The 25,014-nt window shown below is 65.7% G+C and carries 20 protein-coding genes and 2 tRNA genes; 3 read left to right on the top strand and 19 right to left on the bottom strand.

Annotated elements, in window-relative coordinates:
- The first annotated feature begins 108 nt into the window (after nucleotides 1-108).
- Nucleotides 109-1,260, top strand: a complete 1,152-nt coding sequence (locus ACFOPI_RS14450) for a hypothetical protein (RefSeq protein ID WP_382175015.1) — start codon at nucleotides 109-111, stop codon at nucleotides 1,258-1,260.
- A 10-nt stretch (nucleotides 1,261-1,270) separates the two neighbouring features.
- On the opposite strand, the gene ACFOPI_RS14445 is transcribed toward ACFOPI_RS14450, so the two are convergent.
- Nucleotides 1,271-2,233, bottom strand: a complete 963-nt coding sequence (locus tag ACFOPI_RS14445) for an AEC family transporter (RefSeq protein WP_382175013.1) — start codon at nucleotides 2,231-2,233, stop codon at nucleotides 1,271-1,273.
- Between the two features lie 116 nt (nucleotides 2,234-2,349).
- On the opposite strand from ACFOPI_RS14445, the gene ACFOPI_RS14440 reads away from it, so the two are divergent.
- Complete coding sequence (locus ACFOPI_RS14440) at nucleotides 2,350-4,422, top strand: ATP-dependent helicase (protein WP_382175010.1); 2,073 nt, start codon at nucleotides 2,350-2,352, stop codon at nucleotides 4,420-4,422.
- Nucleotides 4,419-4,919 carry a hypothetical protein gene (locus ACFOPI_RS14435; protein ID WP_382175007.1) on the top strand — a complete coding sequence of 167 codons (501 nt, stop codon included), beginning with the start codon at nucleotides 4,419-4,421 and terminating at the stop codon, nucleotides 4,917-4,919. The genes ACFOPI_RS14440 and ACFOPI_RS14435 overlap by 4 nt, the downstream gene beginning before the upstream one ends.
- 11 nt (nucleotides 4,920-4,930) lie before the next feature.
- Here the strand turns inward: ACFOPI_RS14435 and ACFOPI_RS14430 are convergent, their stop codons facing one another.
- The 18 genes from ACFOPI_RS14430 to ACFOPI_RS14345 all read right to left on the bottom strand — a co-directional run bounded on the left by ACFOPI_RS14430 (nucleotide 4,931) and on the right by ACFOPI_RS14345 (nucleotide 24,920).
- A complete protein-coding gene (locus ACFOPI_RS14430; protein ID WP_382175005.1) occupies nucleotides 4,931-5,329 on the bottom strand; it encodes a hypothetical protein in 399 nt (132 codons plus the stop codon).
- Nucleotides 5,319-5,741 carry a YkgJ family cysteine cluster protein gene (locus ACFOPI_RS14425; RefSeq protein WP_382175002.1) on the bottom strand — a complete coding sequence of 141 codons (423 nt, stop codon included), beginning with the start codon at nucleotides 5,739-5,741 and terminating at the stop codon, nucleotides 5,319-5,321. The genes ACFOPI_RS14430 and ACFOPI_RS14425 overlap by 11 nt, the downstream gene beginning before the upstream one ends.
- A gap of 53 nt (nucleotides 5,742-5,794) precedes the next feature.
- Nucleotides 5,795-5,870 (bottom strand) — tRNA-Phe (locus ACFOPI_RS14420).
- A gap of 41 nt (nucleotides 5,871-5,911) precedes the next feature.
- Nucleotides 5,912-6,604: a response regulator gene (locus ACFOPI_RS14415; RefSeq protein ID WP_382175000.1), complete on the bottom strand. Its 693-nt coding sequence runs from the start codon at nucleotides 6,602-6,604 to the stop codon at nucleotides 5,912-5,914.
- 30 nt (nucleotides 6,605-6,634) lie between these two features.
- Complete coding sequence (locus ACFOPI_RS14410) at nucleotides 6,635-8,902, bottom strand: sensor histidine kinase (RefSeq protein WP_382174998.1); 2,268 nt, start codon at nucleotides 8,900-8,902, stop codon at nucleotides 6,635-6,637.
- Nucleotides 8,903-8,910: 8 nt separating this feature from the next.
- Nucleotides 8,911-9,480, bottom strand: a complete 570-nt coding sequence (locus ACFOPI_RS14405) for a DUF4390 domain-containing protein (RefSeq protein ID WP_382174996.1) — start codon at nucleotides 9,478-9,480, stop codon at nucleotides 8,911-8,913.
- A 100-nt stretch (nucleotides 9,481-9,580) separates the two neighbouring features.
- Complete coding sequence (gene rsmB / locus ACFOPI_RS14400; RefSeq protein WP_382174994.1) at nucleotides 9,581-10,918, bottom strand: 16S rRNA (cytosine(967)-C(5))-methyltransferase RsmB; 1,338 nt, start codon at nucleotides 10,916-10,918, stop codon at nucleotides 9,581-9,583.
- A gap of 4 nt (nucleotides 10,919-10,922) precedes the next feature.
- Nucleotides 10,923-11,906 carry a M48 family metalloprotease gene (locus ACFOPI_RS14395; protein ID WP_382174991.1) on the bottom strand — a complete coding sequence of 328 codons (984 nt, stop codon included), beginning with the start codon at nucleotides 11,904-11,906 and terminating at the stop codon, nucleotides 10,923-10,925.
- A gap of 19 nt (nucleotides 11,907-11,925) precedes the next feature.
- On the bottom strand, nucleotides 11,926-12,519 hold the full coding sequence (locus ACFOPI_RS14390) for a LemA family protein (protein WP_382174988.1): 594 nt from the start codon (nucleotides 12,517-12,519) through the stop codon (nucleotides 11,926-11,928).
- A 160-nt stretch (nucleotides 12,520-12,679) separates the two neighbouring features.
- Complete coding sequence (gene rpoC, locus ACFOPI_RS14385) at nucleotides 12,680-16,894, bottom strand: DNA-directed RNA polymerase subunit beta' (RefSeq protein ID WP_382174986.1); 4,215 nt, start codon at nucleotides 16,892-16,894, stop codon at nucleotides 12,680-12,682.
- A gap of 26 nt (nucleotides 16,895-16,920) precedes the next feature.
- Nucleotides 16,921-21,045 carry a DNA-directed RNA polymerase subunit beta gene (gene rpoB / locus ACFOPI_RS14380; RefSeq protein WP_382174983.1) on the bottom strand — a complete coding sequence of 1,375 codons (4,125 nt, stop codon included), beginning with the start codon at nucleotides 21,043-21,045 and terminating at the stop codon, nucleotides 16,921-16,923.
- A 262-nt stretch (nucleotides 21,046-21,307) separates the two neighbouring features.
- Entirely contained in the window at nucleotides 21,308-21,685 is a 378-nt protein-coding gene (rplL, locus tag ACFOPI_RS14375) for a 50S ribosomal protein L7/L12 (protein WP_066160529.1), read from the bottom strand.
- 42 nt (nucleotides 21,686-21,727) lie between these two features.
- The gene (gene rplJ / locus ACFOPI_RS14370; protein ID WP_382174981.1) at nucleotides 21,728-22,252 is read right to left on the bottom strand and encodes a 50S ribosomal protein L10; all 525 of its coding nucleotides are present in this window, start codon (nucleotides 22,250-22,252) and stop codon (nucleotides 21,728-21,730) included.
- A gap of 246 nt (nucleotides 22,253-22,498) precedes the next feature.
- Nucleotides 22,499-23,194, bottom strand: a complete 696-nt coding sequence (gene rplA / locus ACFOPI_RS14365) for a 50S ribosomal protein L1 (RefSeq protein ID WP_382174978.1) — start codon at nucleotides 23,192-23,194, stop codon at nucleotides 22,499-22,501.
- Between the two features lies 1 nt (nucleotide 23,195).
- Nucleotides 23,196-23,627, bottom strand: a complete 432-nt coding sequence (gene rplK, locus ACFOPI_RS14360; protein WP_066160539.1) for a 50S ribosomal protein L11 — start codon at nucleotides 23,625-23,627, stop codon at nucleotides 23,196-23,198.
- 113 nt (nucleotides 23,628-23,740) lie between these two features.
- Nucleotides 23,741-24,310 carry a transcription termination/antitermination protein NusG gene (nusG, locus tag ACFOPI_RS14355; RefSeq protein ID WP_382174975.1) on the bottom strand — a complete coding sequence of 190 codons (570 nt, stop codon included), beginning with the start codon at nucleotides 24,308-24,310 and terminating at the stop codon, nucleotides 23,741-23,743.
- Nucleotides 24,310-24,693 carry a preprotein translocase subunit SecE gene (gene secE, locus ACFOPI_RS14350; RefSeq protein ID WP_382175121.1) on the bottom strand — a complete coding sequence of 128 codons (384 nt, stop codon included), beginning with the start codon at nucleotides 24,691-24,693 and terminating at the stop codon, nucleotides 24,310-24,312. Before secE ends, nusG begins: the two co-directional genes overlap by 1 nt.
- A 151-nt stretch (nucleotides 24,694-24,844) precedes the next feature.
- Nucleotides 24,845-24,920: transfer RNA gene (locus tag ACFOPI_RS14345), tRNA-Trp, on the bottom strand.
- Nucleotides 24,921-25,014 lie beyond the last annotated feature (94 nt).

The following is a 25,014-nucleotide window of genomic DNA, read 5'->3' as shown; positions in this document are numbered from 1 at the left end:
GCGGGCAAAGGCGGAAGCAGCAGCCGTTTCAGCTTCTTTGCGGCCTTTGATGGAACGTACAACCACAAAGACAAACCGAAACTGTCCGGAGACACCTACCCAACCAACGTGGGGAATCTGTTCAAACAGGCAGAGAGCGCCGCGTCAGACACGCTCCAAACGAGGTACTACCCAGGCGTCGGAACCGGCGGCGACCAAGGCAATATCGTCAACGCCGGCCCCAACCCGACCCCTGCCATCGATGCTGCCGCCGAAAAGGCTTACCGTGACTTCGTCAAAGCCTCGCGGGAATACCTCTCCACCCACCCCAGCGCCACCCCAGCCGACCTAGGCGCCTCCGTCACCGGCTTCAGCCGAGGCTGCGCCTCGGCCGTGCGCTTCTCGCAGCTGGTCAATGATCGCGGACTGGTCGCGCCCGACGGCACCGTCATCGCCCCGCCCGGCAGTGTCCCCATCACCGGGATGGCGCTGATGGACCCGGTGGCCACGGGCGTCCAGGGCGAAACGGGCATCCCGGCCAACGTCAAGGGCCAGGTGCTGGTGGTGCAGGCAGAGCACGAGAACCGCAGCTGGTTCCGGCCCGTGGACTACAGCGACGACCCACGTGTGACCACGGTGAAACACCCGGGCAACCACGTCGGCGTAGGCGGCGGCTACGACCGCGACGGCACGGCGGCCAACGTGCACGAAGGTGTGACGGCCTACTTCCAGCGCCGCGGCGTGCCGCTGGCCGACGTGCCGCCCGAGCAGCGCCACAACCCCAATGAGCGCGCCATGATCCGGACGGAGAACTACCAGACCGCACGCAATGGCGACGTGCTCACCGACGAAAACGGCAACAAGCAGCCGCGCTGGCCGCTGGACGACGAGAACAGGCCCCGCATCACGGTCAAACCCGTCATGTCCGAGCAGACCAAGGCCCAGCTGCGCCAGTCCTACACCGAGTTGGCGCCCGGCCTGAAAGCGCGCGGGCTGGACGGCGAACAGTGCCTGCAGGTCAGCGCCGCCTGCGTGGCCAAGGCGGCCGAGCACCCGGACTGGGGCGATCCGCAGCGTTATCTGCTCAGCAAGAACGGCGAGCAGGTGGCGGTGCAACACCAGAACGGGCGCTTCGACGAGGTGCGGGTGAACGACGCGCTCCAGCGCAGCACCACTGCCCACCTGGACCGTGTGCAGGATCTGCAGCAGACCCAGGCCACCTCGGCCGCGCAACCCGAGCGCGCCGCACCCGTTCAGACCGAACCGGCGCTGACACGCTGAGCCAGCCCGCTCAGGTCAGCAGCGAGACCGCGCCCGAGAAGGTGATGAAGGCGGCGACGGTGGTCACCAGGATGATGCGGGCGATGCGCCCGTTGTCCGCGCCCAGCCGCTCGGCCAGCAGCGAGACGTTGCTGGCGCTGGGCAGCGCGGCCACCAGCACGATGACTGTCAGCGCAAAGCCGTCCAGCGGCACCCCCAGCTGGCGCACCGCCAGCCCCACCGCCAGCACCAGCAGTGGGTGCAGCAGCAGCTTCATGACCGCCACCGGCAGGTAGTCGCTCACCGGCATCGGGTGGCTGGACTGGATCTGCGAACGCGCCAGCACCGCGCCGATGGTGAAGAGCGCCACTGGCGAAGCGGCATCCGCGAGCAGCCAGGCGGTCTTCTCCACCGGGCCGGGCAGACGGAACTGCGCGTACGAGGCCAAGGCGCCGAGCAGGATGGCCCAGGGCATGGGGTTGGCGGCCACGCCCTTGAGCGCCTTCTTGCCCGCGTCGATCATGGCCTCGCGCCCATGGCCTTCGCCCTCGTCCAGCCGCGACAGCGCCACGCAAAGCGAACTGGTGACCACCATATCCACCAGCATGGTCAGGATGGCCGGCCCCGCCGCCGCCGGCCCCAGCAGCGCCACCAGCAGCGGCACGCCCATGAAGCCCGAGTTGGGAAACGCCGCCACCAGAGCACCCAGCGAGGCGTCGTTCCAGCGGATGCGACGGTCCATGGTCCAGACGATGGCAAACGCGACCATCACCAGCGCACACAGCAGGTAGACGCCAGCCACCGTCGCGTCCAGCAGCTGCGCAATCGGCGTGGTCGAGCCGAAGCGGTAGAGCATGCAGGGCAGCGCAAAGAACAGCACGAAGCCGTTGAGCCCCGGAATCGCCTCCAGCGGCAGCATGCGCCGGTGGGCGGCGACAAAACCCGCCGCGACAAGCGCAAAGAAGGGGAAGGTGACGATCAGGATGTTGAGCACAGCGGGCGATTGTCTCAGGGCACCGGTGGCGGAGCCTGTGGAGGGTGTCACGCCGGCGCGGCCGACACCCCGCCGGTATCATTCGCCGCTCCGCCCAGCACCCTCTTCCGCCCCTCATGTCCTCCCCCGGCCCCGGCCTCAACCTTGCCCAGCTTGACGCTGTGAACCACCTGGGCGGCCCGAGCCTGGTGCTGGCGGGCGCCGGTTCGGGCAAGACGCGGGTGATCACGCACAAGATCGGCCGGTTGATCCAGGCCGGGCTGGCGGCGGACCGCATCGCGGCCATCACCTTCACCAACAAGGCCGCGGCCGAAATGCGGGAGCGCGCCGGGCATCTGGTGGGGCGCGATGCGCGCAAGGTGCTGATCTGCACCTTCCACGCGCTGGGCGTGCGGCTGCTGCGCGAGGACGGCCAGGTGCTGGGGCTCAAGCCGCAGTTCTCCATCCTCGACACCGACGACATCACCAGCCTGCTGAAGGACTGCGGCGGCACCACCGACGCCAACACCGCGCGCGCCTGGCAGTGGACCATCAGCAGCTGGAAAGGCGAGGGCCTGACCGCCGCCGAGGCCCTGAAGCGCGCCAAGGACGAGAACGAGCGCGTGACCGCGACCATCATGGCGCGCTACGAGGAACGCCTGACGGCCTACCAGAGCGTGGACTTCGACGACCTGATCCGCCTGCCGCTCAAGCTGCTGGGCGAGCACGCCGAGGTGCGCGAGAAGTGGCAGAAGAAGCTGGGCCACGTGCTGGTGGACGAGTATCAGGACACCAACGCCACGCAGTACGAGCTGCTCAAGCTGCTGGTGGGTGAGCGTGCGCGCTTCACCGCCGTGGGCGACGACGACCAGTCCATCTACGGCTGGCGCGGCGCGACGCTGGACAACCTCAAGAAGCTGCCGATCGATTTCCCGCAGCTGCGCGTGATCAAGCTGGAGCAGAACTACCGCTCCACCAGCGCCATCCTGCGCGCGGCCAACCACGTGATCGGGCCCAATCCCAAGCTGTTTCCCAAGACGCTGTGGAGCGACCTGGGCGAGGGCGAGCCGGTGCGCGTGGTCGACGCGGACAACGAAGAGCACGAGGCCGAACGCGCGGTGGCGCGCATCCAGAGCCTGCGCGCGAACTCGCAGTACAAGGAGTGGCGCGACTTCGCCATCCTCTACCGTGCCAACCACATGGCGCGCTCGTTCGAACAGGCGCTGCGCCGCGCGCAGATCCCCTACAAGGTCTCGGGCGGGCAGAGCTTTTTCGACAAGGCCGAGATCCGCGACCTCTGTGCCTGGCTGCGCCTGATCACCAACAACAACGACGACCCCGCCTTCCTGCGATCGGCCACCACGCCCAAGCGCGGCATCGGCCACACCACGCTGGGCCAGCTGGGCACCTTCGCCACGCAGTACAAGCTCAGCCTGTTCGAGGCGCTGTTCTCGCATTCGCTGCCCAGCGCGGTGAACAGCCGCGCCATCACCGCGCTGCACGAGTTCGGCCGGCAGGTGAACGACCTGGAATACCGCGCCCGCCACACCGTCGGCCACGAGGCCGCGCATGCCTTCCTGCTGCAGTGGCTCAAGGACATCGGCTACGAACAGTACCTGTACGACAGCGAAGAGAACGAAAAGATCGCCGCCGCACGCTGGACCAACGTGATGGACTTCGCGGACTGGGTGGCCGGGCGCTGCGGCGGCAAGATGGAAGACGATGGCGCGGGCGTGCAGGTCGAAACCGAGCGCAAGAGCCTGCTCGAAGTGGTACAGACCATCGCGCTGATTTCCACGCTCTCCGACCGCGAGCAGGACCAGAACGTGGTCACGCTCTCGACCCTGCACGCGTCCAAAGGACTGGAGTGGCCGCATGTGATGCTGGTGGGCGTCAACGAGGGCCTGCTGCCCTTCAAGACCGACGACGCCGACAGCGACCTCAGCGCCGAGCTGCTGGCGCTGCGGGTCCAGGAGGAGCGTCGCCTGATGTACGTGGGCATCACCCGCGCGCAGCGCACGCTGGCGGTGAGCTGGCTCAAGCGCCGCAAGAAGGGCCGCGAGAGCGTGCCCGGCACGCCCAGCCGCTTCATCAAGGAAATGGCGCTGGACCAGGCCACGGTGAAGGAAGACCCGCGCGAGAAGCTGCGCGCGCTGCGGGCCGAATTCGCGCAGCGCGCGGCCGCCGCGCCCAAGCCGGAGGCGATGTGAGGCGGTTCTCACCCTCCGCGCGCGCCCTCACGCTGGCCAGTCTGACCCTGCTGGGCCTGATGGCCACCGCCCGCGCCCAGTCGCCGCAGGCCTCGCGTACAACCCCGTGCCCCACCGCAACCGAGCTCAGAGCCCAGGACCTGCACGGCCTCTGGCGCCTGGTCCTCTGGCCGGAAGGCGGCAGCGAATCGGCACCCGCCTCCACCGGCGCCATGCTGTTCGGCCCGCACCCGGAATACCCCGGCAGCGTGCGCGGACGGTTGCGGCGCTCCAGCCCGGGGGCCGACCTCGAAGCCGAGGTGGCGGGGGACGTGGGCGACGACGGCGAGTTCAACCTCGACGAATCGGCCGACGGCGTGGCCATGGACGCCGTCTGGACCGGCCAGCCTTCGGACTGCGGGCGCACCATCCGGGGCCTGCGCAGAACCTCCGAAGGCCGCCCGGACGCCGGCCAGGCGCTGCAGTTCCTGTTGCAGCGTGCGCCCGCGGGGCACTGACGCGCAGGCCCTCAGGGCTGGGTGTCGTCCAGCAGTTCCGCACTCAGTTCGCGAATGCGCTGGTCCTCGTAATAACCGCCGTATTCGGTGTAGCGCAGGAAAGGCCGCGCGCAAGCCCTGCAGACCCACACATCGCACCGGTTGTAGGGGAAAAAGGCCGGGGCGATGGGCGCATCGGGCGACCAGACGTGTGTGCCGCGCGGATGGTGTTCCAGCAAGGTGGGCTCGTCGAACTGTCCGTCGCGCAATGTGCCGACACACCGCAAATTGGACAGGTCAAAGATGGCCGGCACGGAGTCCCACCCGGCCCCCACCAGCGGCGCACAGGCGCCGCAGCGACCGGGTCGCCTCGCCGCCGCCAGCGCGCGCAGGTCGTCGGCCAGCAGGCGTGGCAAGGGCTCAGCGGTCATGACCTGTGCCTCCCGCCTGGCGCTTCGCGCCGTAAGGGCAGTGGTTCGGCCGAGGCCCCACCTGCGGGTGCTTGCGGCAGGTGTCGGGCCGCTGCTCGTAGACGGTGCAGCGCCGCGACTTCGCATCCAGAAAATGGCAGTCGCCGCTGGCGCGGCGCGCGATGGTGAAAACCTCGCGCTTGAAGTTGAAGTGCTCGACCAGCCCGGCCTTCTCCAGTCGTTTGGCGATCTGCTTGGGCGCCTCGTGTTCGACCTCGAACGGATCGACCAGCCCCAGCCGCACGAGATCGGACAGCCGCACTTCCAGCGGCATGGTGCAGCAGTTGGCCTGGCAGCTGTCGCACATCCCGGCGCGGTAGCGCGTCCAGGTTTCGGTGCGGTCGACATCGACGATGTGGATCGAGGATCTCACGGAGGGTCTGCCACAAAGCAGAACGCCCAGCAGGTGCTGGGCGTTCTGGAGTTTGGTGGCCTGGGGCGGAATCGAACCACCGACACGCGGATTTTCAATCCGCTGCTCTACCAACTGAGCTACCGGGCCAAGAGCTCTCGATTATAGCAGGACTTTGGAGCGATACCCGCTCACAACGCGTTTCGCTTGCTGCGCGCCAAGTCCACGCCCAGCTGCTTGAGCTTGCGGTAGAGATGGGTGCGTTCCAGGCCGGTCTTCTCCGCCACACGGGTCATCGAACCGGACTCCTTGGCCAGGTGGTATTCGAAGTAGGCCTTCTCGAACTCGTCCCGCGCCTCGCGCAACGGACCGTCGAGGTTGAAGGACTGCTGGGACTGCGGCCCGATGTCCAGCACCATCTCGGGCAGGGTACCTCCGGTCATGGCCGCCTCGACCGTCAGGTCGGCGGACGCGATCGGCAACCCGGGCTTGTGCACCACAGGAGCCGCCGGTTTGTGCGCGGTCTTGTTCAGGCCGACATCCACCGCCTTGAGCAGCTTCTGCAGCGTGATGGGTTTTTCAAGGAAGGCGGTGGCGCCGATGCGCGTGGCCTCGACCGCGGTGTCGATGGTGGCATGGCCGCTCATCATGATCACCGGCATGGTCAGCAGACCGGTGCTGGCCCATTCCTTGAGCAGGGTCACGCCGTCGGTGTCGGGCATCCAGATGTCCAACAACACGAGATCGGGTCTGAGCTGGGAACGGACGCTGCGTGCCTGGGCCGCGTTTTCCGCCAGTTCGACGGTATGCCCTTCGTCGTTGAGGATCTCGGAGAGCAGGTCGCGGATGCCCAGCTCGTCGTCTACTACCAGAATGGTTGCCATGGTCCCGAAAGTGTCCCTCGTTCGATGTTGTCAATTCGCAACTGCGAATGATAACGACACTTGCGCCCCTGTCACTTTGTTCTCCGTCATGCGGTTGCCGATGTCGACCCGGCCCCCGTGCTCTTCCATGATCTTCTTGACCACGGCCAGCCCCAACCCGGTGCCCTTGGACTTGGTGGTCACGTAGGGCTCGAAGGCCCGCTTGAGGATGTGTTCGGCAAAGCCGGGCCCCTGGTCGATCACCGCCAGCCGCACCCAGGGCCCGCTATCGGAACGGCGCGTGCGCAGCAGCACGAAGGCGTCCGCCTGACCGGCCATGGCGTCCTGTGCGTTCTGCACCAGGTTGTGCACGATCTGGCGCACCTGCTGCGGGTCCGCCATCACGGGGGGCAGCTGCTCGGCCAGCTCGGTCCGCACCGGAATCGCCGCGTGGTCGTAGAGCACCAGGATGTCCTTGATGAGGGCGTTGAGGTCGGTCGGCGCCAGGTGTGCTGCCGGCAGGCGGGCGTAGTCGCGAAACTCGTTGACCAGCCGCTTCATCGCGTCGACCTGGTCGACGATGGTGCGCACGGACTTGTTCAGGATGGTCTGCTCGGGGGGCTGCACCTTGCCTTCGAGCTTCATGGCCAGTCGCTCGGCCGAGAGCTGGATCGGTGTCAGTGGGTTCTTGATCTCGTGCGCCAGCCGCCGCGCGACGTCGCCCCAGGCCTGCGCGCGCTGCGCCGACACCATTTCGGACACGTCGTCGAACACCAGCAGCCGTTCGTTGTTGGGCAGCAGCGCGCCGCGGGCGATCAGGGTGATGCTGCCCTCGACCGGCAGGCGGTCGTGCTCTCCCAGCTCGAACGACTGCTGCCAGTGGCCGCCCCCGTGGGGCGTGTCGTCCGACAGAAAGCGCTCGAACTGCTGCATCACGCCCTGTCCGAAGGCCTCCAGCCCGGGCACCTCGGTCAGCGACTGACCGAGGTGCAGAACCAGCGGTGTGCGCAGGATGCGCGAGGCACCAGGGTTGACGCTGCGCAGCCGCCCCTGCTCGTCCAGCACCGCCACGCCGGCGGTGAGGTTGTCCAGGATCGTCTGCAGGTTGTCGCGCGCGGCGTCCACCTGCTGCATGCTGCGCTGCACCGTTTCGCGCGCGTCGGCCAGTTCCTGGGTCATGCGGGCAAAGGTGCGCGTGAGCCCAGCCAGCTCGTCGCGCGAAGCCATGGCTGCCTTGGGCGACAGGTCGCCCTGTGCCACCTCGCGCATGCCCTCGGCCAGCACCAGCAGCGGCCGCACCATCTGGTTGCCCAGCACCACGGCCAGCAGCACGGCACCGAACACGGAGAGGAACAGCGCCAGTGTCAGCGTGCCGATGTACATGCGGCGCAGGCCTTCGCGGCCCAGCGCACGCTCCTGGTATTCGCGGTTGGCCACCTGGACCGCCAGTGCGTCGGTGACCAGGGCCTCGGACAGCGGCACCACCACCTGCAGATAGCGCGGCTCGTCGTCCAGGTCGAAGCCCGGCGCACTGACCAGGGCCAGCACCTTGATGCGCGCCTGTCCCAGTGCCAGGCCCTCGGTGGCCGCGTCTCCCGCGTCCCGCTCTTCCAGACCTTCGACCTGGGCCACCACCCGCTTGGCGCGCACGGTGCGCAAAACCGCCAGCGGCGGCCGGTTGGGCGTGAAGTCGAAGCGGGACGCGCCCGCCGTGGCGAGCGCCTGCCCGGATGCACTCCAGAGCACCATGTCGCTGGCCCCCAGGCGCGTGCGCAAGCGCTCCATGGCCAGCAAGGCCGACGAGCGGGGCTGGCGCGCCAGCTCCTCCGCCACCATGCGGGTCTTTTCGCCCAAGTCGGCGCTCATGGTCTCCAGGGTAGTGCGCCCCAGGTTCAGGCCGGCGGCCAGGGCCGACTCCACGCGCACGTCAAACCAGCTTTCGATGGAGCGCGAGACGAACTGGTAGGACACCGTATAGATGAGCACGCCGGGCAGCACGCCCACCAGCCCGATGATGGCGGCCAGCTTGAGCAGCAGCCGACTGCCGAAACGCCCGAGCCGGAACCGCATGTACAGGCGCACGGCCAGCCACACGATGATCAGCGCCAGGAGCACCGCCACCGCCACGTTCACCAGGGCCAGCCAGCCGAAGTTCTGTTCGTAGAAGGCGCGGTTGCGGGTGGCCAGCGTGAGCAGGAACATCAGCACCAGGCCCAGACCAGCCATGAACACCAGCGCGACCAGCAGCGCCCAGCGCCGCCGCCGGGAGGCCTTGGGGTCGAGCTTGGGGTCGTCCCGGTTCACCTGGTTCGGATCCACGGCAGGGGTCAGCGGGTGTCGCCCGCGGCAGCGGCAGGCGCGCCCTCGGCCTCGTTGCGGGTCGGCAGGTCGAAGCTGCGTTGCACCTCGATCAGCCATTCGGGCTGGTTGGCCATGCCGATCTGGAAGGGCCGCGGCAGCAGCGACAGGTCCAGCCGGAAGCGCCACTGGGCGCGGTAGTCCACCCCCTCTTCCAGGCGCCCCGGGTCCACGATGGTCCAGCCCGCCACCCGGCTGACCGAGGCCAACGCTTCTTGCAGGTCGTCGAAGTTCTGGTGCAGCGCGTACTGCAGCCCTGCGGCGTTCGGAGCGCCGTCGGTGGAGACACTGACGCGCCAGCGACGGGTCAGCGGCTGGTAAGCCAGCCGCACCGTGCGGGTGGCCGAACCCATGCGCTTGTCGGTCCAGTACCAGCGCTCGCGGACCACGTCGGCCTGCCAGACGAAGTAGAGCGGCACGCCCTTGAGCAGTGCGTCCTCCACCGGGGGAGTGGCTTCCAGGGCCAGCCGCACCGACAGCTTGGCGCCATCGGCGCTGCGCTGGACCGTGCTCTGCAGCACCTCCGGTTCGCGCGCCATGGCCGGGGTCGCCAGCAGCAGGCAGCACAACAACAAGCCGGCCAGCAGACAGGTCCACCCCCGTCGCCACGGCCGGACCTTGGGTCCGGTCGTCACGGGATCAAGGCCACGCCTTGTCCATGCGGGCGTAGAAAAATCCGTCGTATCCACCCGGATCATTGTCGTTGAACTCCCCGTTGGCGATGACAGTTCCGGGCCGCAAATGCCCCGGGGAAGGGAGCGCGAGGGCGTCGGTGTGGCGCTCAAGGAACGCATCGACCTGTTCCTGCCCCTCGGCGCGAAAGACCGAACAGGTGCAGTAGACCAGGCGACCGCCCGGCTTCAGCAGCGGCCAGAGGGTATCCAGCAGGCGGCGCTGGATGGCCACGAGTTGTCCCACGTCGCCAGGACGGCGCAACCAGCGCACGTCCGGGTGGCGGCGCACGATGCCCGATGCGGTGCAGGGCGCATCCAGCAGGATGGCATCGAAGGGACGGCCATCCCACCAGCCCGCGGGCTCTCCGGCGTCGGCGGCCCGCACCTCGGCCTGAAGGCCGAGCCGCTGCAGGTTCTGGTGGATGCGCTCACAACGGCGCGGGTCGACGTCCAGCGCCAACAGGTCCGGATCGGCGCGCTCCAGCAGATGGGCGGTCTTGCCACCCGGCGCCGCACAGGCATCGAGCACCCGGTCACCGGGACCCCATTCGCGTCCGTCCAGCAGCAGTCCAGCCGCCAGCTGGGCCGCGCCGTCCTGCACGGAACACCAGCCCTGATCAAAACCAGGCAGTCGTTCCACGGGTTGGGGCGAGACCAGCAACAACCCGTCGTCGCCAAGCGGCGTTGCGCCGATGCCCTGTCCGGCCAGCTGCGCCGCGTACGCCTCGCGCGACGCCCGGCGCCGGTTCACGCGCAGCACCATAGGACCGGGCTGGTTGCTTGCCGCCAGGATGGCCTCCCAGTGGTCCGGGTGATCGCGCCGCACACGCTCGACCCACCAGGCCGGGTGGTTCCAGCGAGCGACCGGATCCTGCCGGGTCTGCGCCAGCAGGGCCGGCGATTCGCGCAGATACCGCCGCAGGCAGGCGTTGAGAAAGCCGGACTGCATGCGCGTGTCGCGCCCGCGTTTGGCGGCGTCGACCGCCTGGTCGACCAGGGTATGGGGCGGGTAGGAGGCACCCTGCCCGTCGCCGATCAGCAGGGCCAGCGCCGTGTGCAGCAGCGCCAGCGCCGCGGGTGCCGGCGGGCGCCGGGCCAGCAGCCGGGCCACAGCCCGGGCTGCGCCCAGGTGGCGGAGAACCTGAAACGTCAGCGCCTGCACGCCGGGACGCAGTCCCGACGGCACCTGGGGCAGGACCTCGGTCAGGGAGCGCCCCTGTTCGACCGCCAGCACGCAGCGCGCCACTTCGTGCAACTGATCGCTCAGGCGGGGCGCCTGGCGCAGAGAAATAAGGTCGTTCAAAAGATCAGGCCTGGTTCAAGGGCAGAGGCGCCATGCGGCGTCCGTAAATGCGGCGCACGCGCTCTTCAAGGGAGGGGTGGGAATCGAACCAGTGTGCCATGCGGCCTTCTTCGGTACCGACCAGCAACATGTGCTGCACCATGGAGCCGATGCGCCGCGAGGGTACGCCTTCGTTCTGCTGGCTCATCACCTTGCGCAGCACGCCGCCGATGCCGTCGCGGCTGCGCGTCCACTGCACCGAGCGGGCGTCCGCCAGGAACTCGCGCTGGCGCGAGACCGCGGCCTGCAGCGCGTGGCCCGTCATCCAGCCCAGCCAGCCGGCCCCCATCAGTGCCAACCCGAGCAGAGTGGCCAGGGTGCGGTGCTCGCGGATGTCGGGTTCGGCCAGGTCCTGCCCCATGCGAAACAGCAACTCCAGCCCGAACACCATACCCACCAGCCGCATGTTCATGCGGGTGTCGCCCTCGCGGATGTGGCTGAACTCGTGCGCCACAAGCCCTTGCAGCTCTTCGCGGCTGAGGTGCTCCAGTGCACCGCTTGTCACTGCCACCACCGCATCTTCTTCGTCCCAGCCGGCGGCAAAGGCATTAATGCCCTCGTCGCGCGCCAGCACCATCGCTGTCGGCCGCTTCATGCCCGAAGAAATGGCCATTTCGTCGACGATGTTGGCAAAGCGCTGCTCGGCGAAGTCGCTGGACTGCACCAGCCGGGCGCCCATCTGTTCCGCCAGCACCCGGCCACCGCGCGACAGGCGGGAGGTCTCCAGCCACCAGCCGCCCAGAACGAACAGCAGGGTCACCGCCGTGTTGACCTCGAAGAAATAGTGCGGATACCCCGCGCCGGGCACCCAGAAGCTCCAGGTCAGCCCCCAGGCCAGGGCCAGCGCGGCATTGACCAGAACGACCAGCAGTCCCACCGCCACGCCAAAGGCCAGCAACAGCCGCAGCGTGCGGACGCGCGCTTCTCGCTGGGACTCGAAGATCAGCACGGGCTGGGGACAGCGTCGGTCAGAAAGACACCTTGACCGGCTGGCGCTCGGCCTCGCTGGTGGTCGAGGCCAGCATGGACTGGGTCTGGAAGTTGAACAGGCGCGCGATGATCAGGGTCGGGAACTGCGCCGCCGCGTCGTTGAATTCCAGCACGTGGTCGTTGTAGGCCTGGCGTGCGAAGCCGATGCGGTTCTCGGTGCTGGCCAGCTCCTCGCTGAGCTCGCGCATGGTCTGGTCGGCCTTGAGTTCGGGGTAGGCCTCGGCCACCACCATCAGACGCCCGAGCGCGCCGCCAAGCACCTGCTCAGCCCCGGCCAGCGCGCCGATAGCCTCGGCGTTCAGTGGGCTCGCTGCGGCCGACTGCTCGGCGCTGCGGGCCTGGTTGCGCGCCGCGATCACGGCCTCCAGGGTCTGCGCTTCGTGGGCCAGGTATTTGCGTGCGACCTCGACCAGGTTGGGAATCAGGTCGTAGCGGCGCTTGAGCTGCACGTCGATCTGCCCGAAGGCGTTGGCGATCGCGTTCTTCAGGCGGGTCAGGCGGTTGAAGGCCCCAATGGCCCAGAACACCACCAGCAGAGCGACGGCCAGCAGGATCCATGACACAGGCGACATCTCGAACGCTCCTTCTTGAGGCACCGGGAGCACCCCGGCGGGCGTGCGCAATATAGCCCAAGCCCCTGTTCACCGCGGTGTGGAGCGACCATGAAAAACGCCCCCGGCCTGACGGCCGGGGGCGTTGAGGGATCGGACGGCTGTCCGGTCCTGCGTCGGCTTAATCCGAGGCTTCGCCGGTACCGGCGGCTTCGGCCTGGTCCGCAGCCAGCGACAGCGCGTCGGCCTCGGCGATGGCCCGGCGCTCTTCGTCGTCCATCTTTTCCTTGACCTTGCGGGCCTCGTGGTAGGCCATGCCGGTGCCAGCGGGGATCAGGCGGCCGACGATGACGTTCTCCTTCAGGCCGCGCAGCTCGTCCTTCTTGCCCATGATCGCGGCTTCGGTGAGCACGCGGGTCGTTTCCTGGAAGGAAGCGGCCGAGATGAACGAGTCGGTCGACAGCGAGGCCTTGGTGATGCCCAGCAGCACGTTGGAGTAGGTCGCGGGGATCTTGCCGTCGGCGCGCAGGGCGTCGTTGGTGTTGAGGATCTCCGAACGCTCCACCTGCTCACCGGCGATGTAGGACGAGTCGCCCGGGTTCTCGACCACGACGCGGCGCAGCATCTGGCGAACGATCACCTCGATGTGCTTGTCGTTGATCTTCACACCCTGCAGTCGGTACACGTCCTGCACCTCGTCGACGATGTAGCGCGAGAGCTCTTCAATGCCCAGCAGGCGCAGGATGTCCTGCGGATCGGCCGGGCCGTCCACCACGCTCTCGCCCTTGTTGACCACCTGGCCTTCGTGCACCAGGATGTTCTTTTCCTTGGGGATGAGCTCGTCCCAGACCTTGCCTTCCGGATCGGTGATCTGCAGGCGGACCTTGCCCTTGGTCTCCTTGCCGAACGACACGGTACCGGTCATCTCGGCCAGCATGCCCTTGTCCTTGGGCGAGCGGGCTTCGAACAGCTCGGCCACGCGCGGCAGACCACCGGTGATGTCGCGCGTCTTCTGGCCTTCAACCGGAATGCGCGCCAGCACGTGGCCGGGGCCCACTTCCTGGCCGTCGCGCACTTCCAGCAGCGCGCCGATCTGGAAGCCCACCGTCACCGAGTGGTCGGTGCCGGGGATCTTCACTTCCTGGCCTTGCGCATCGAGCAGCTTGACCAGGGGACGCACCACCTTGGCCGAGCCGCGGTGCTTCGGATCGATCACCACCAGAGAGGACAGACCGGTCACGTCGTTGACCTGCTTGGCCACCGTCAGACCTTCTTCCACGTTTTCGAACTTCACCGTACCGGCGAATTCCGTGATGATGGGTCGGGTCAGCGGGTCCCAGTTGGCCAGGATGGCGCCGGCCTTGATCTGCTGGTCGGCCTTGACCGACAGCGTGGCGCCGTAGGGCACCTTGTGGCGCTCGCGCTCACGGCCGTGTTCGTCGTGGATGATGATTTCGCCGGAACGCGCAATCACCACCAGCTCGCCCTTGGTGTTGGTCACGTAGCGCATCGTGGCGTTGAAGCCGATCACGCCCGAGGACTTGGCTTCCACGCTGGAGGCCACGGCCGCACGCGACGCGGCACCACCGATGTGGAAGGTGCGCATGGTCAGCTGCGTGCCGGGTTCGCCGATCGACTGCGCGGCGATCACGCCGACCGCTTCGCCGATGTTCACCAGACCGCCGCGGCCCAGGTCGCGGCCATAGCACTTGGCGCAGATGCCGAAGCGGGTCTCGCAGGTCAGCGCGGTGCGCACTTTGACCTCGTCCACGCCCGCGGCCTCCAGGTCGTCCAGCATGTCTTCGTCCAGCAGCACGCCGGCCTGGATCAGGACCTTGCGGGTTTCCGGATGAATCACTTCCTCTGCCGTGGTGCGGCCCAGGATACGGTCGCGCAGCGATTCAATCACCTCACCACCCTCGACGATGGCGCGCATCAGCGTGCCATTGGTCGTGCCGCAGTCTTCCTGGTTCACCACCAGATCCTGGGTCACGTCCACCAGACGGCGGGTCAGGTAACCGGAGTTCGCGGTCTTCAGCGCCGTGTCGGCCAGACCCTTACGGGCGCCGTGCGTGGAGATGAAGTACTGCAACACGTTCAGACCTTCACGGAAGTTCGCCGTGATGGGGGTCTCGATGATGGAGCCGTCCGGCTTGGCCATCAGGCCGCGCATGCCGGCCAGCTGGCGGATCTGGGCCGCGCTACCGCGGGCGCCAGAGTCGGCCATCATGTAGATCGAGTTGAACGACTCTTGGTCGACTTCCTTGCCCGACGCGTCGATGGTCTTCTGCTTGGCCAACTGGGCCATCATGACCTTGGAGATCTCGTCACCGGCCTTGCCCCAGATGTCCACCACCTTGTTGTAGCGCTCGCCGGCGGTCACCAGACCGGAGGCATACTGCTGGGCGATTTCCTTCACCTCGGCTTCGGCGCGCTCGATCACGCCGGCCTTCTCCTTGGGCACCAGCATGTCGTCCACGCAGATCGAGATGCCGGCGCGGGTGGCCAGGCGGAAACCGTTCTGCAGCAGCTTGTCGGCGAAGACCACCGTCTCCTTCAGACCGCACTTGCGGAAGGAGGCGTTGATCAGCTTGGAGATTTCCTTCTTCTTCAGCGCCTTGTTCAGCACCTCGAAGGCCAGGCCCTTGGGCAGGATTTCGGACAGCAGGGCACGGCCCACGGTCGTGTCCACCAGCTTGGTGGAGGGCACGAACTCGCCGGTTTCCTTGTTCTTGGTCCACTCGGTCAGGCGCACGCTGATCTTGGCCGTGATCTCGACCACGCCATTGTCCAGCGCGCGCTGCAGCTCGGCCAAGTCGGCAAAGATCATGCCTTCGCCCTTGCCGTTGATGCGCTCGCGGGTGGCGTAGTACAGACCCAGCACCACGTCCTGCGAGGGCACGATGGAGGGTTCGCCGTTGGCCGGAAACAGCACGTTGTTGGAGGCCAGCATCAGGGTGCGGGCTTCCAGCTGGGCTTCCACCGACAGCGGCACGTGAACGGCCATCTGGTCACCGTCGAAGTCGGCGTTGAAGGCCGCGCAGACGAGCGGGTGCAGCTGGATGGCCTTGCCTTCGATCAGGATCGGCTCGAAAGCCTGGATACCCAGACGGTGCAGCGTGGGCGCACGGTTCAGCAGAACCGGGTGCTCCTTGATGACCTCTTCCAGGATGTCCCAGACCACCGGCGTGCCGGATTCGACTTCCTTCTTCGCCGCCTTGATGGTGGTGGCGATGCCCATGGCTTCCAGGCGCGAGAAGATGAAGGGCTTGAACAGCTCCAGCGCCATCAGCTTCGGCAGGCCGCACTGGTGCAGCTTCAGGGTCGGGCCCACGGTGATCACCGAACGGCCCGAATAGTCGACGCGCTTGCCCAGCAAGTTCTGGCGGAAGCGGCCGCTCTTGCCCTTGATCATGTCGGCCAGCGACTTCAGGGCGCGCTTGTTGGCACCCGTCATGGCCTTGCCACGGCGGCCGTTGTCCAGCAGCGAGTCCACGGCTTCCTGCAGCATGCGCTTCTCGTTGCGCGCGATGATCTCAGGGGCCTTCAGTTCCAGCAGACGGCGCAGACGGCTGTTGCGGTTGATGACGCGGCGGTACAGGTCGTTCAGGTCGGAGGTCGCGAAGCGGCCACCGTCCAGCGGCACCAGCGGACGCAGGTCCGGCGGCAGCACGGGCAGCACGTCCAGCACCATCCACTCGGGCTTGATGCCCGACTTCTTGAAGGCCTCCAGCACCTTCAGGCGCTTGGCGTTCTTCTTGATCTTCAGTTCGGAGCCGGTCAGGTCGTTGCGCAGCTTCTCGATCTCGATGTCGAGGTCGATGGCCTGCAGCAGTTCCTTGATGCCCTCGGCGCCCATCTTGGCGATGAACTCGTCACCGTATTCCTTGCGCTTGGCGTCGTAGTCGTCCTCCGACATGATCGCGAATTTCTTCAGCGGGGTCATGCCCGGATCGACGATGACATAGGCTTCGAAGTACAGCACGCGCTCGATGTCGCGCAGCGTCATGTCCAGGATCAGGCCCAGACGCGACGGCAGCGACTTCAGGAACCAGATGTGGGCGCAGGGCGCGGCCAGGTCGATGTGACCCATGCGCTCGCGACGCACCTTGGTCTGCGTGACTTCAACGCCGCACTTTTCGCAGATCACACCGCGGTGCTTGAGGCGCTTGTACTTGCCGCACAGGCACTCGTAGTCCTTGATGGGGCCAAAGATCTTGGCGCAGAACAGGCCGTCGCGCTCGGGCTTGAACGTGCGGTAGTTGATGGTCTCGGGCTTCTTGACTTCACCGAAGGACCAGGAACGGATTTTTTCCGGCGAAGCCAGACCGATGCGGATCGCATCGAAATGTTCGTCGGGCGTGAACTGCTTGAACAGGTCGAGCAAGGATTTCATGGAATGCTTTCCTTTACTTCAGTGAATCAGGAGCGGTCCAGCTCGATGTCGATACCGAGCGAACGGATTTCCTTGACCAGCACGTTGAACGACTCGGGCATGCCCGCGTCGATCGAGTGCTCGCCCTTGACGATGCTTTCGTACACCTTGGTGCGACCCTGCACGTCGTCGGACTTGACGGTGAGCATTTCCTGCAGAATGTAGGAAGCGCCGTAGGCTTCCAGCGCCCACACTTCCATCTCACCGAAACGCTGACCACCGAACTGGGCCTTGCCGCCCAGCGGCTGCTGGGTGACCAGGGAGTACGGACCGGTGGAACGGGCGTGCATCTTGTCGTCGACCAGGTGGTGCAGCTTGAGGTAGTGCATGTAGCCCACGGTGGTCTTTCGCTCGAAGGCTTCGCCGGTGCGGCCGTCGTAGAGCTGCGCCTGGGTGCGGGACTCGGTCAGGCCCTTGGCCTTGGCGATGTCGTCCGGATAGGCCAGCTTGAGCATGTCCATGATTTCCTGTTCGGACGCACCGTCGAACACGGGCGAGGCGAACGGGACACCGTGGGTCAGCTCCTGCGCCATCACGCGCAGCTCGTCGTCGGACAGCTGGGACAGGTCTTCCTTGCGGCCGGTGACGTTGTAGATCTGGTCCAGGAAAGCACGGACTTCGGACATGGCGGCTTCACGCTGCAGCATGTCGCCGATGCGCTGGCCCAGGCCCTTGCCGGCCCAGCCCAGGTGGACTTCGAGCACCTGCCCGATGTTCATGCGCGAAGGCACGCCCAGCGGGTTCAGCACGATGTCGACCGGGGTGCCGTCGGCCAGGTGGGGCATGTCTTCCACAGGCGTGATCTTGGAGACCACACCCTTGTTGCCGTGGCGGCCAGCCATCTTGTCACCAGGCTGCAGGCGGCGCTTGACTGCCAAGTAGACCTTGACCATCTTGAGCACGCCAGCCGGCAGCTCGTCGCCCTGGGTCAGCTTCTTGCGCTTCTCTTCGAAGGCCAGGTCGAAGCTGTGGCGGGTCTGCTCCATGGAGTTCTTGATCGACTCCAGCTGGGCGGCCACGTCGTCTTCCGCCGGGCGGATGTCGAACCAGTGGTACTTTTCGACCTCGTCCAGGTAGGCCTTGTCGATCTTGGTGCCCTTGGCCAGCTTCTTCGGACCGCCATTGGCAACCTTGCCGATCAGCAGCTTCTCGATACGGTCAAAGGCGTCGGCCTCGACGATGCGCAACTGGTCGTTCAGGTCCAGGCGGAAGCGCTTGAGTTCGTCGTCGATGATCTGCTGGGCGCGCTTGTCACGCTGGATGCCTTCGCGGGTGAAGACCTGCACATCGATAACGGTGCCCTGCGAGCCCTGGTCCACACGCAGCGAGGTGTCCTTCACGTCGGAGGCCTTCTCACCGAAGATCGCACGCAGCAGCTTCTCTTCCGGCGTCAGCGTGGTCTCGCCCTTGGGCGTGACCTTGCCCACCAGCACATCGCCCGGCTGCACTTCGGCACCCACGTAGATGATGCCGGAGTCATCCAGACGGTTGAGCTGCTGCTCGGCCAGGTTCGGGATGTCGCGGGTGATTTCTTCGGCGCCCAGCTTGGTGTCGCGCGCCATGACCACCAGCTCCTCGATGTGGATGCTGGTGTAGCGGTCATCGGCCACCACACGCTCGCTGATCAGGATAGAGTCTTCGAAGTTGTAGCCGTTCCAGGGCATGAAGGCGATCAGCATGTTCTGGCCGATCGAGATCTCGCCCAGATCGGTCGATGCGCCGTCAGCGATCACGTCACCCTTGGCCAGCTTGTCACCCTTCTTGACGATGGGGCGCTGGTGGATGTTGGTGTTCTGGTTGGAACGCTGGTACTTGATCAGGTTGTAGATGTCCACACCGACTTCACCGGCCACGGCCTCGGCGTCGTTGACGCGGATCACGATACGGGTCGCATCCACGTAGTCGACCACACCACCGCGACGGGCGGTCACCACCGTGCCCGAGTCGATGGCGGCCACGCGCTCGATGCCGGTGCCGACCAGCGGCTTTTCCGGACGCAGTGTGGGCACGGCCTGGCGCGACATGTTGGCGCCCATCAGTGCGCGGTTGGCGTCGTCGTGCTCCAGGAACGGCACCAGCGAAGCAGCCACCGACACGATCTGCGCCGGCGACACGTCCATGTACTGGATGGTGTCGGCCGGGGTCAGGATCGATTCACCCTTTTCACGGGCAGAGATCAGGTCACCGGTCAGGCGGCCTTCGGCGTCCAGCGTCGCGTTCGCCTGGGCGATGACGTACTTGCCTTCTTCGATGGCGGACAGGTAGTCGATCTGGTTGGTCACCTTGCCGTCCACCACGCGGCGGTACGGGGTCTCGATGAAACCGTACTCGTTCAGGCGGGCGTACAGGGCCAGCGAGTTGATCAGGCCGATGTTCGGGCCTTCCGGCGTTTCGATCGGGCAGACGCGGCCGTAGTGGGTCACGTGCACGTCGCGCACCTCGAAACCGGCGCGTTCGCGGGTCAGACCGCCCGGGCCCAGGGCCGAGACGCGGCGCTTGTGCGTGATCTCGGCCAGCGGGTTGGTCTGGTCCATGAACTGCGACAGCTGCGACGCACCGAAGAACTCCTTGAGGGCCGCGGAAATCGGCTTGGAGTTGATCAGGTCGTGCGGCATCAGCGGCTCTTGCTCGGCCTGGCCCAGACGCTCCTTCACGGCCTTCTCGATGCGGGCCAGACCAGTGCGGTACTGGTTCTCGGCCAGCTCGCCAACGCAGCGCACGCGGCGGTTGCCCAGGTGGTCGATGTCGTCGACTTCACCGCGGCCGTTGCGCAGGTCCACCAGGATCTTGACCACGGCCAGGATGTCGTCGTTCGACAGCACCATCGGGCCGGTGGCTTCGTCGCGGCCCACACGGGCGTTGAACTTCATGCGGCCGACGCGCGAGAGGTCGTAGGTGTCCGGGTTGTAGAACAGGCGGTGGAACAGGGCCTGGACGGCGTCTTCGGTCGGCGGCTCGCCGGGGCGCATCATGCGGTAGATGGCCACGCGGGCGGCGAACTCGTCGACGGTTTCGTCGGTGCGCAGGGTCTGGCTGATGTAGGCGCCCTGGTCGAGTTCGTTGGTGTAGATGCAGGGCAGTTCCTGCACGCCGGCCGAGCGCAGCTTCTTCAGCAAGGCTTCGGTCAGCTCGTCGTTGGCCTTGGCGATGATCTCGCCGGTGTCCGGATCGACGATGTTCTTGGCGACCACGCGGCCGATCAGGAAGTCTTCCGGCACGCTGATGTGCGTGGTGCCCGACTGCTCCAGCTCACGGGTGTGGCGCGCGGTGATGCGCTTGTCCTTGGCCACGACCACCTTGCCCGACTTGTCGGTGATGTCGAAGCGGGCCACCTCGCCACGCAGGCGCTCGGACACGAAGGCCATCTGGGCGCCGCTGTCCATCAGTCGGAAGTGGTCGTTGACGAAGAAGTTCGCCAGGATGGTTTCCGGCGTCAGGCCGATGGCCTTGAGCAGGATGGTGACCGGCATCTTGCGGCGGCGGTCGACGCGGAAGAACAGGATGTCCTTGGGGTCGAATTCGAAGTCCAGCCAGGAGCCGCGGTAGGGAATGATGCGGGCCGAGAACAGCAGCTTGCCCGAGCTGTGCGTCTTGCCTTTGTCGTGTTCGAAGAACACACCGGGCGAGCGGTGCAGCTGCGACACGATGACACGCTCAGTGCCGTTGATGATGAAGGAACCTTTGTCGGTCATCAGGGGCACTTCGCCCATGTAGACCTCCTGCTCCTTGACTTCCTTGACCACCTTGGACTGCGCGGTCGACGATTCGCGGTCATAGATGATCAGCTGCACACGCGCGCGCACGGCCGAAGCGAAGGTCAGACCGCGGGTCTGGCACTCGCGCACATCGAACGCCGGCTTGGCCAGGTTGTATTCGACGAACTTCATCTCGACAAAACCGTTGTGCGAGACGATGGGGAAGGCGGCCTCGAAGGCGGCCTGCAGCCCCTCGGGGGTGCGCTTCTTGGGTGCGGTGTCGGCCTGCAGGAACGCGGTGTAGGCGTCCTTCTGCATCTGCAGCAGATAGGGAATCGCGAGCACGTTCTCGCGGCTGCCAAAGCTTTTGCGGATGCGCTTGCGTTCGGTGTAGGAATATTTCGATGCGGATGCCATGAGATCTCCGGGCTTGAGGTCTGCGGCGACTGATCAGCCAAACCGTCGCTCTCAGGGCGGCGGGTGACGGGCTTGGCGGCAGGCCACTACCTGCCGTTGGCGGACGACCTGCGCGTTGCACGCAGGCCCGGACCAAGTGGTCTTCTGCAGTCGGGGTCAGAAGACACGGATAAGAAGACTCGGCGAATCTGCTTATCGGTGTTCTGAAAGCACCAAAGGCTGGAGGCCCTTTCGAGCACTCCAGCCCCTGACCAGAACCGAATTACTTGAGTTCGGCCTTGGCGCCGGCTTCCACCAGCTTCTTGACAGCGGCTTCGGCGTCGGCCTTGGCAACGCCTTCCTTGACGTTCTTCGGAGCGCCGTCGACCAGGTCCTTGGCTTCCTTCAGACCCAGACCGGTGATTTCGCGCACGGCCTTGATGACGGACACCTTGTTGGCGCCGGCTTCGGTCAGCACAACGTTGAACTCGGTCTTCTCTTCAGCGGCTGCGGCAGCGGCACCGCCACCACCGGCGGCCGGAGCAGCCATGGCTGCGGCGGACACGCCGAACTTCTCTTCAATGGCCTTGACCAGGTCATTGAGTTCCATGACGGTCATGCTGTCCAGCGCCGTCAGAAATGCGTCTTTATCGAATGCCATTTTGATTTCCTAACAATTGGTTAAACGAACTCACCGCGCCGATCAGGCTGCGGCAGCTTCTTCTGCCGGAGCGGCAGCGCCTTCGCCTTTTTTCGCCGCCAGGGCACCAAGCACCACAGCGGTGCGGGAGATCGGCGACTTCAGCAAGCCACACAGCTGGGCCAGCAGCACTTCCTTCGAAGGAATGCTGGCGAGCTGCTTCACGCCGTTCTGATCCAGGACTTTGCCGCCGTAGACGCCACCGCGGATGACCAGCTTGTCGTTGGTCTTCGCGAAATCGGCCACCACCTTGGCGGCGGCCACAGCGTCTTCGGAGAAGCCGTAGATCAGCGGACCGGTCATCTGGTCGCCGGCCACTTCGAACGGGCTTCCGGCCACAGCGCGGCGGGCCAGGGTGTTCTTCAGAACACTCAGGCTGACACCGCTGCTGCGTGCCTTCACGCGCAGTTGGTCCATGGCAGCAACCGTGATGCCGCGGTATTCCGCCATCACGAGCGTTTGAGCTTTTGCGGCGAGGCTGGTCACTTCGGAAATGACCGCTTCTTTCTCACTGCGATTCAGACTCAAGGTCTACTCCTTCAATGTGCTTGGGGCTTGCGCCCGTCCACACGCTTCATTGCAGCGACCAACTGTTGAGGGAAACGGGTCCCATCTGCAGCGGGATCGCCATCTGCGCTGGCTTTCTCCGATTAAGTCGCCGGGCACAAGCCCATTGACACCAGCGGTCTTGGATGGCCCCACCTGCCTGCCTCACGGCTGACAGGCGGGCCCACCACACCCGGTCGGCCTAAACCTCCCGGGAATCTCTTGCGATTACGCCGAGATGGACTGGGTGTCCACGCGGACGCCCACACCCATGGTCGACGACACCGCCACCTTGCGCAGGTACACACCCTTGCTGGTGGCCGGCTTGGCCTTGTTCAGCGCATCGATCAGCGCGGCCAGGTTACCCTGCAGCTTGTCGGCGTCGAACGAACGGCGACCGATCGTGCCGTGCACGATACCGGCCTTGTCCACGCGGAACTGCACCTGACCGGCCTTGGCATTGCGCACCGCCTGGGCCACGTCGGGCGTCACGGTGCCGACCTTGGGGTTGGGCATCAGGCCACGGGGACCCAGCACCTGACCCAGGGTACCGACCACGCGCATCGCGTCGGGAGAAGCGATCACGACGTCGAAGTCCATCTTGCCGCCTTTGATTTCGGCGGCCAGGTCGTCCATGCCGACGATGTCGGCACCAGCGGCCTTGGCTTCTTCGGCCTTGGCACCCTGGGCGAACACGGCCACGCGCTTGGTCTTGCCGGTGCCGTTGGGCATCACGACAGCGCCGCGCACCACCTGGTCCGACTTCTTCGCGTCCACGCCGAGCTGGATGGCCACGTCGATGGATTCGTCGAACTTGGCGTTGGCGCACTCCTTGACGATCGCCAGGGCGTCGGTCAGAGGGTACAGCTTGTTGCTGTCAACTTTGCCCTCAAAGGCTTTTTGCTTCTTGGTCAGCTTGGCCATATCACACGCCCTCCACGATCACGCCCATCGAACGGGCAGAGCCGGCGATGGTCTTGACGGCTGCGTCGATGTCGGCAGCGGTCATGTCCTTCATCTTGGTCTTGGCGATTTCTTCCAGCTGAGCGCGGGTGATCTTGCCAACCTTCTGCTTGTTGGGCACCGGAGAGCCCTTGTCCAGCTTGATGGCCTTCTTGATGAGAGTCGTCGCCGGAGGTGTCTTGATGATGAAGGTGAAGCTCTTGTCCGCGAAGGCGGTGATCACCACCGGCAGCGGCAGACCGGGCTCGACACCCTGGGTCTGGGCGTTGAACGCCTTGCAGAACTCCATGATGTTCAGGCCGCGCTGACCCAGCGCCGGACCGATCGGGGGAGAGGGGTTGGCCTTACCAGCTGGCACTTGCAGCTTGATGAAGCCGACGATTTTCTTCGCCATGTTTTAGCTCCTGCGAGTACAGACGGTTGTCACAAAAACAACCTCCTCGCGGTTGAAACCCGGAAAGGATGGAAGCCGCAAGCGCCGGGTGAAACCGCCTGCGGCCAGAAATCTCAGGTCTTCTCGACCTGACTGAATTCGAGCTCGACCGGCGTGGCGCGACCAAAGATGGTCACCGAGACTCGCAGCTTGTTCTTCTCGTAGTTGACTTCTTCGACCGTGCCGTTGAAGTCGGTGAACGGGCCTTCCTTGACGCGGACGTATTCGCCGACCACGAACTCCACCTTGTGGCGCGGCTTGTCAGTGCCTTCCTGCATCTGGCTGACGATCTTCTGCACGTCCTCTTCAGAGATCGGCGCCGGACGGTTTTTGGCACCGCCAACGAAGCCGGTCACCTTGTTGGTGTGTTTCACCAGATGCCAGGTGTCGTCGTCCATCACCATTTCGACCAACACGTAGCCAGGGAAGAATTTGCGCTCGGTGGTGCGCTTCTGGCCATTCTTGACCTCCACCACCTCTTCGGTCGGCACCAGGATGCGGCCGAACTTGTCCTGCATGCCGGCCCGGTTGATGCGCTCGACGATGTTGCGCTCTGCGGCTTTTTCCATGCCGGAATATGCATGCACCACGTACCAGCGCATGCCCTCCGTCGGCGTCCCCAGCAGACTGTTGTTTTCGTTCATTATTTTCTCCAGCCCAGAATCAGGTCGTAGAACAGCCACTCCAGGGTCTTGTCGGCCAGCCAGAGGAAAAGCGCCATCACCACCACGAAGGCAAAAACATAGGCCGTCATCTGGATGGCTTCCTTGCGGGCCGGCCACACGACCTTCTTGGTTTCACGCCAGGAGTCCCGCCCGAAAGCCACCAGTTGTTTGCCGGACTCGGACACACCGAACACCGCCACTGCTGCCAGGACGCCCACGATCAGGGCGCCCCATTGCGCGAGCGAGCCTTGCCCGGACAACAGGTAGAACGCGACAAATGCCCCCAGAAGCAAGGCGACGGCAACCGCCAGCTTGGCCTTGTCGGCACCTGTGTTGACGGTTTGTACTTCGGATGTGGCCATGAGATACCAGAGATGCTTGACTTGTGGGCGAGACCAGAACCCGAAAGCCCCAGACACGCAAGCCCACCAGAAGTCCCGAAGACTTCGGCGGGCCTGATGACACTCAACAGCCAGGGCTCAGAACCCTGATCGACTCATTTGTCCTGTTGGGTGGCAGGGGCAGAGGGAATCGAACCCCCAACCTTCGGTTTTGGAGACCGACGCTCTGCCAATTGAGCTATACCCCTATTTGGCTGAAATCCTGACGAGCAGGATGATTAGGCAATGATCTTGGCCACGACGCCGGCGCCGACGGTACGACCGCCTTCACGGATGGCGAAG

The organism is Hydrogenophaga luteola (assembly GCF_042648585.1).
In the GTDB taxonomy this organism is placed as follows: domain Bacteria; phylum Pseudomonadota; class Gammaproteobacteria; order Burkholderiales; family Burkholderiaceae_C; genus Hydrogenophaga; species Hydrogenophaga luteola.
Note: the sequence above shows the minus strand (reverse complement) of the source record. Positions and strands in the feature narration are given on the sequence as shown.

Excerpts from the sequence above, each read along its gene's own strand:
- ACFOPI_RS14440 (WP_382175010.1), top strand. The coding sequence starts at position 2,350 with ATGTCCTCCCCCGGCCCCGGCCTCAACCTTGCCCAGCTTGACGCTGTG.
- ACFOPI_RS14430 (WP_382175005.1), bottom strand. The coding sequence starts at position 5,329 with ATGACCGCTGAGCCCTTGCCACGCCTGCTGGCCGACGACCTGCGCGCG.
- ACFOPI_RS14415 (WP_382175000.1), bottom strand. The coding sequence starts at position 6,604 with ATGGCAACCATTCTGGTAGTAGACGACGAGCTGGGCATCCGCGACCTG.
- ACFOPI_RS14405 (WP_382174996.1), bottom strand. The coding sequence starts at position 9,480 with ATGGCGCGCGAACCGGAGGTGCTGCAGAGCACGGTCCAGCGCAGCGCC.
- ACFOPI_RS14390 (WP_382174988.1), bottom strand. The coding sequence starts at position 12,519 with ATGTCGCCTGTGTCATGGATCCTGCTGGCCGTCGCTCTGCTGGTGGTG.
- rpoC (WP_382174986.1), bottom strand. The coding sequence starts at position 16,894 with ATGAAATCCTTGCTCGACCTGTTCAAGCAGTTCACGCCCGACGAACAT.
- rpoB (WP_382174983.1), bottom strand. The coding sequence starts at position 21,045 with ATGGCATCCGCATCGAAATATTCCTACACCGAACGCAAGCGCATCCGC.
- rplL (WP_066160529.1), bottom strand. The coding sequence starts at position 21,685 with ATGGCATTCGATAAAGACGCATTTCTGACGGCGCTGGACAGCATGACC.
- rplA (WP_382174978.1), bottom strand. The coding sequence starts at position 23,194 with ATGGCCAAGCTGACCAAGAAGCAAAAAGCCTTTGAGGGCAAAGTTGAC.
- rplK (WP_066160539.1), bottom strand. The coding sequence starts at position 23,627 with ATGGCGAAGAAAATCGTCGGCTTCATCAAGCTGCAAGTGCCAGCTGGT.
- nusG (WP_382174975.1), bottom strand. The coding sequence starts at position 24,310 with ATGAACGAAAACAACAGTCTGCTGGGGACGCCGACGGAGGGCATGCGC.
- secE (WP_382175121.1), bottom strand. The coding sequence starts at position 24,693 with ATGGCCACATCCGAAGTACAAACCGTCAACACAGGTGCCGACAAGGCC.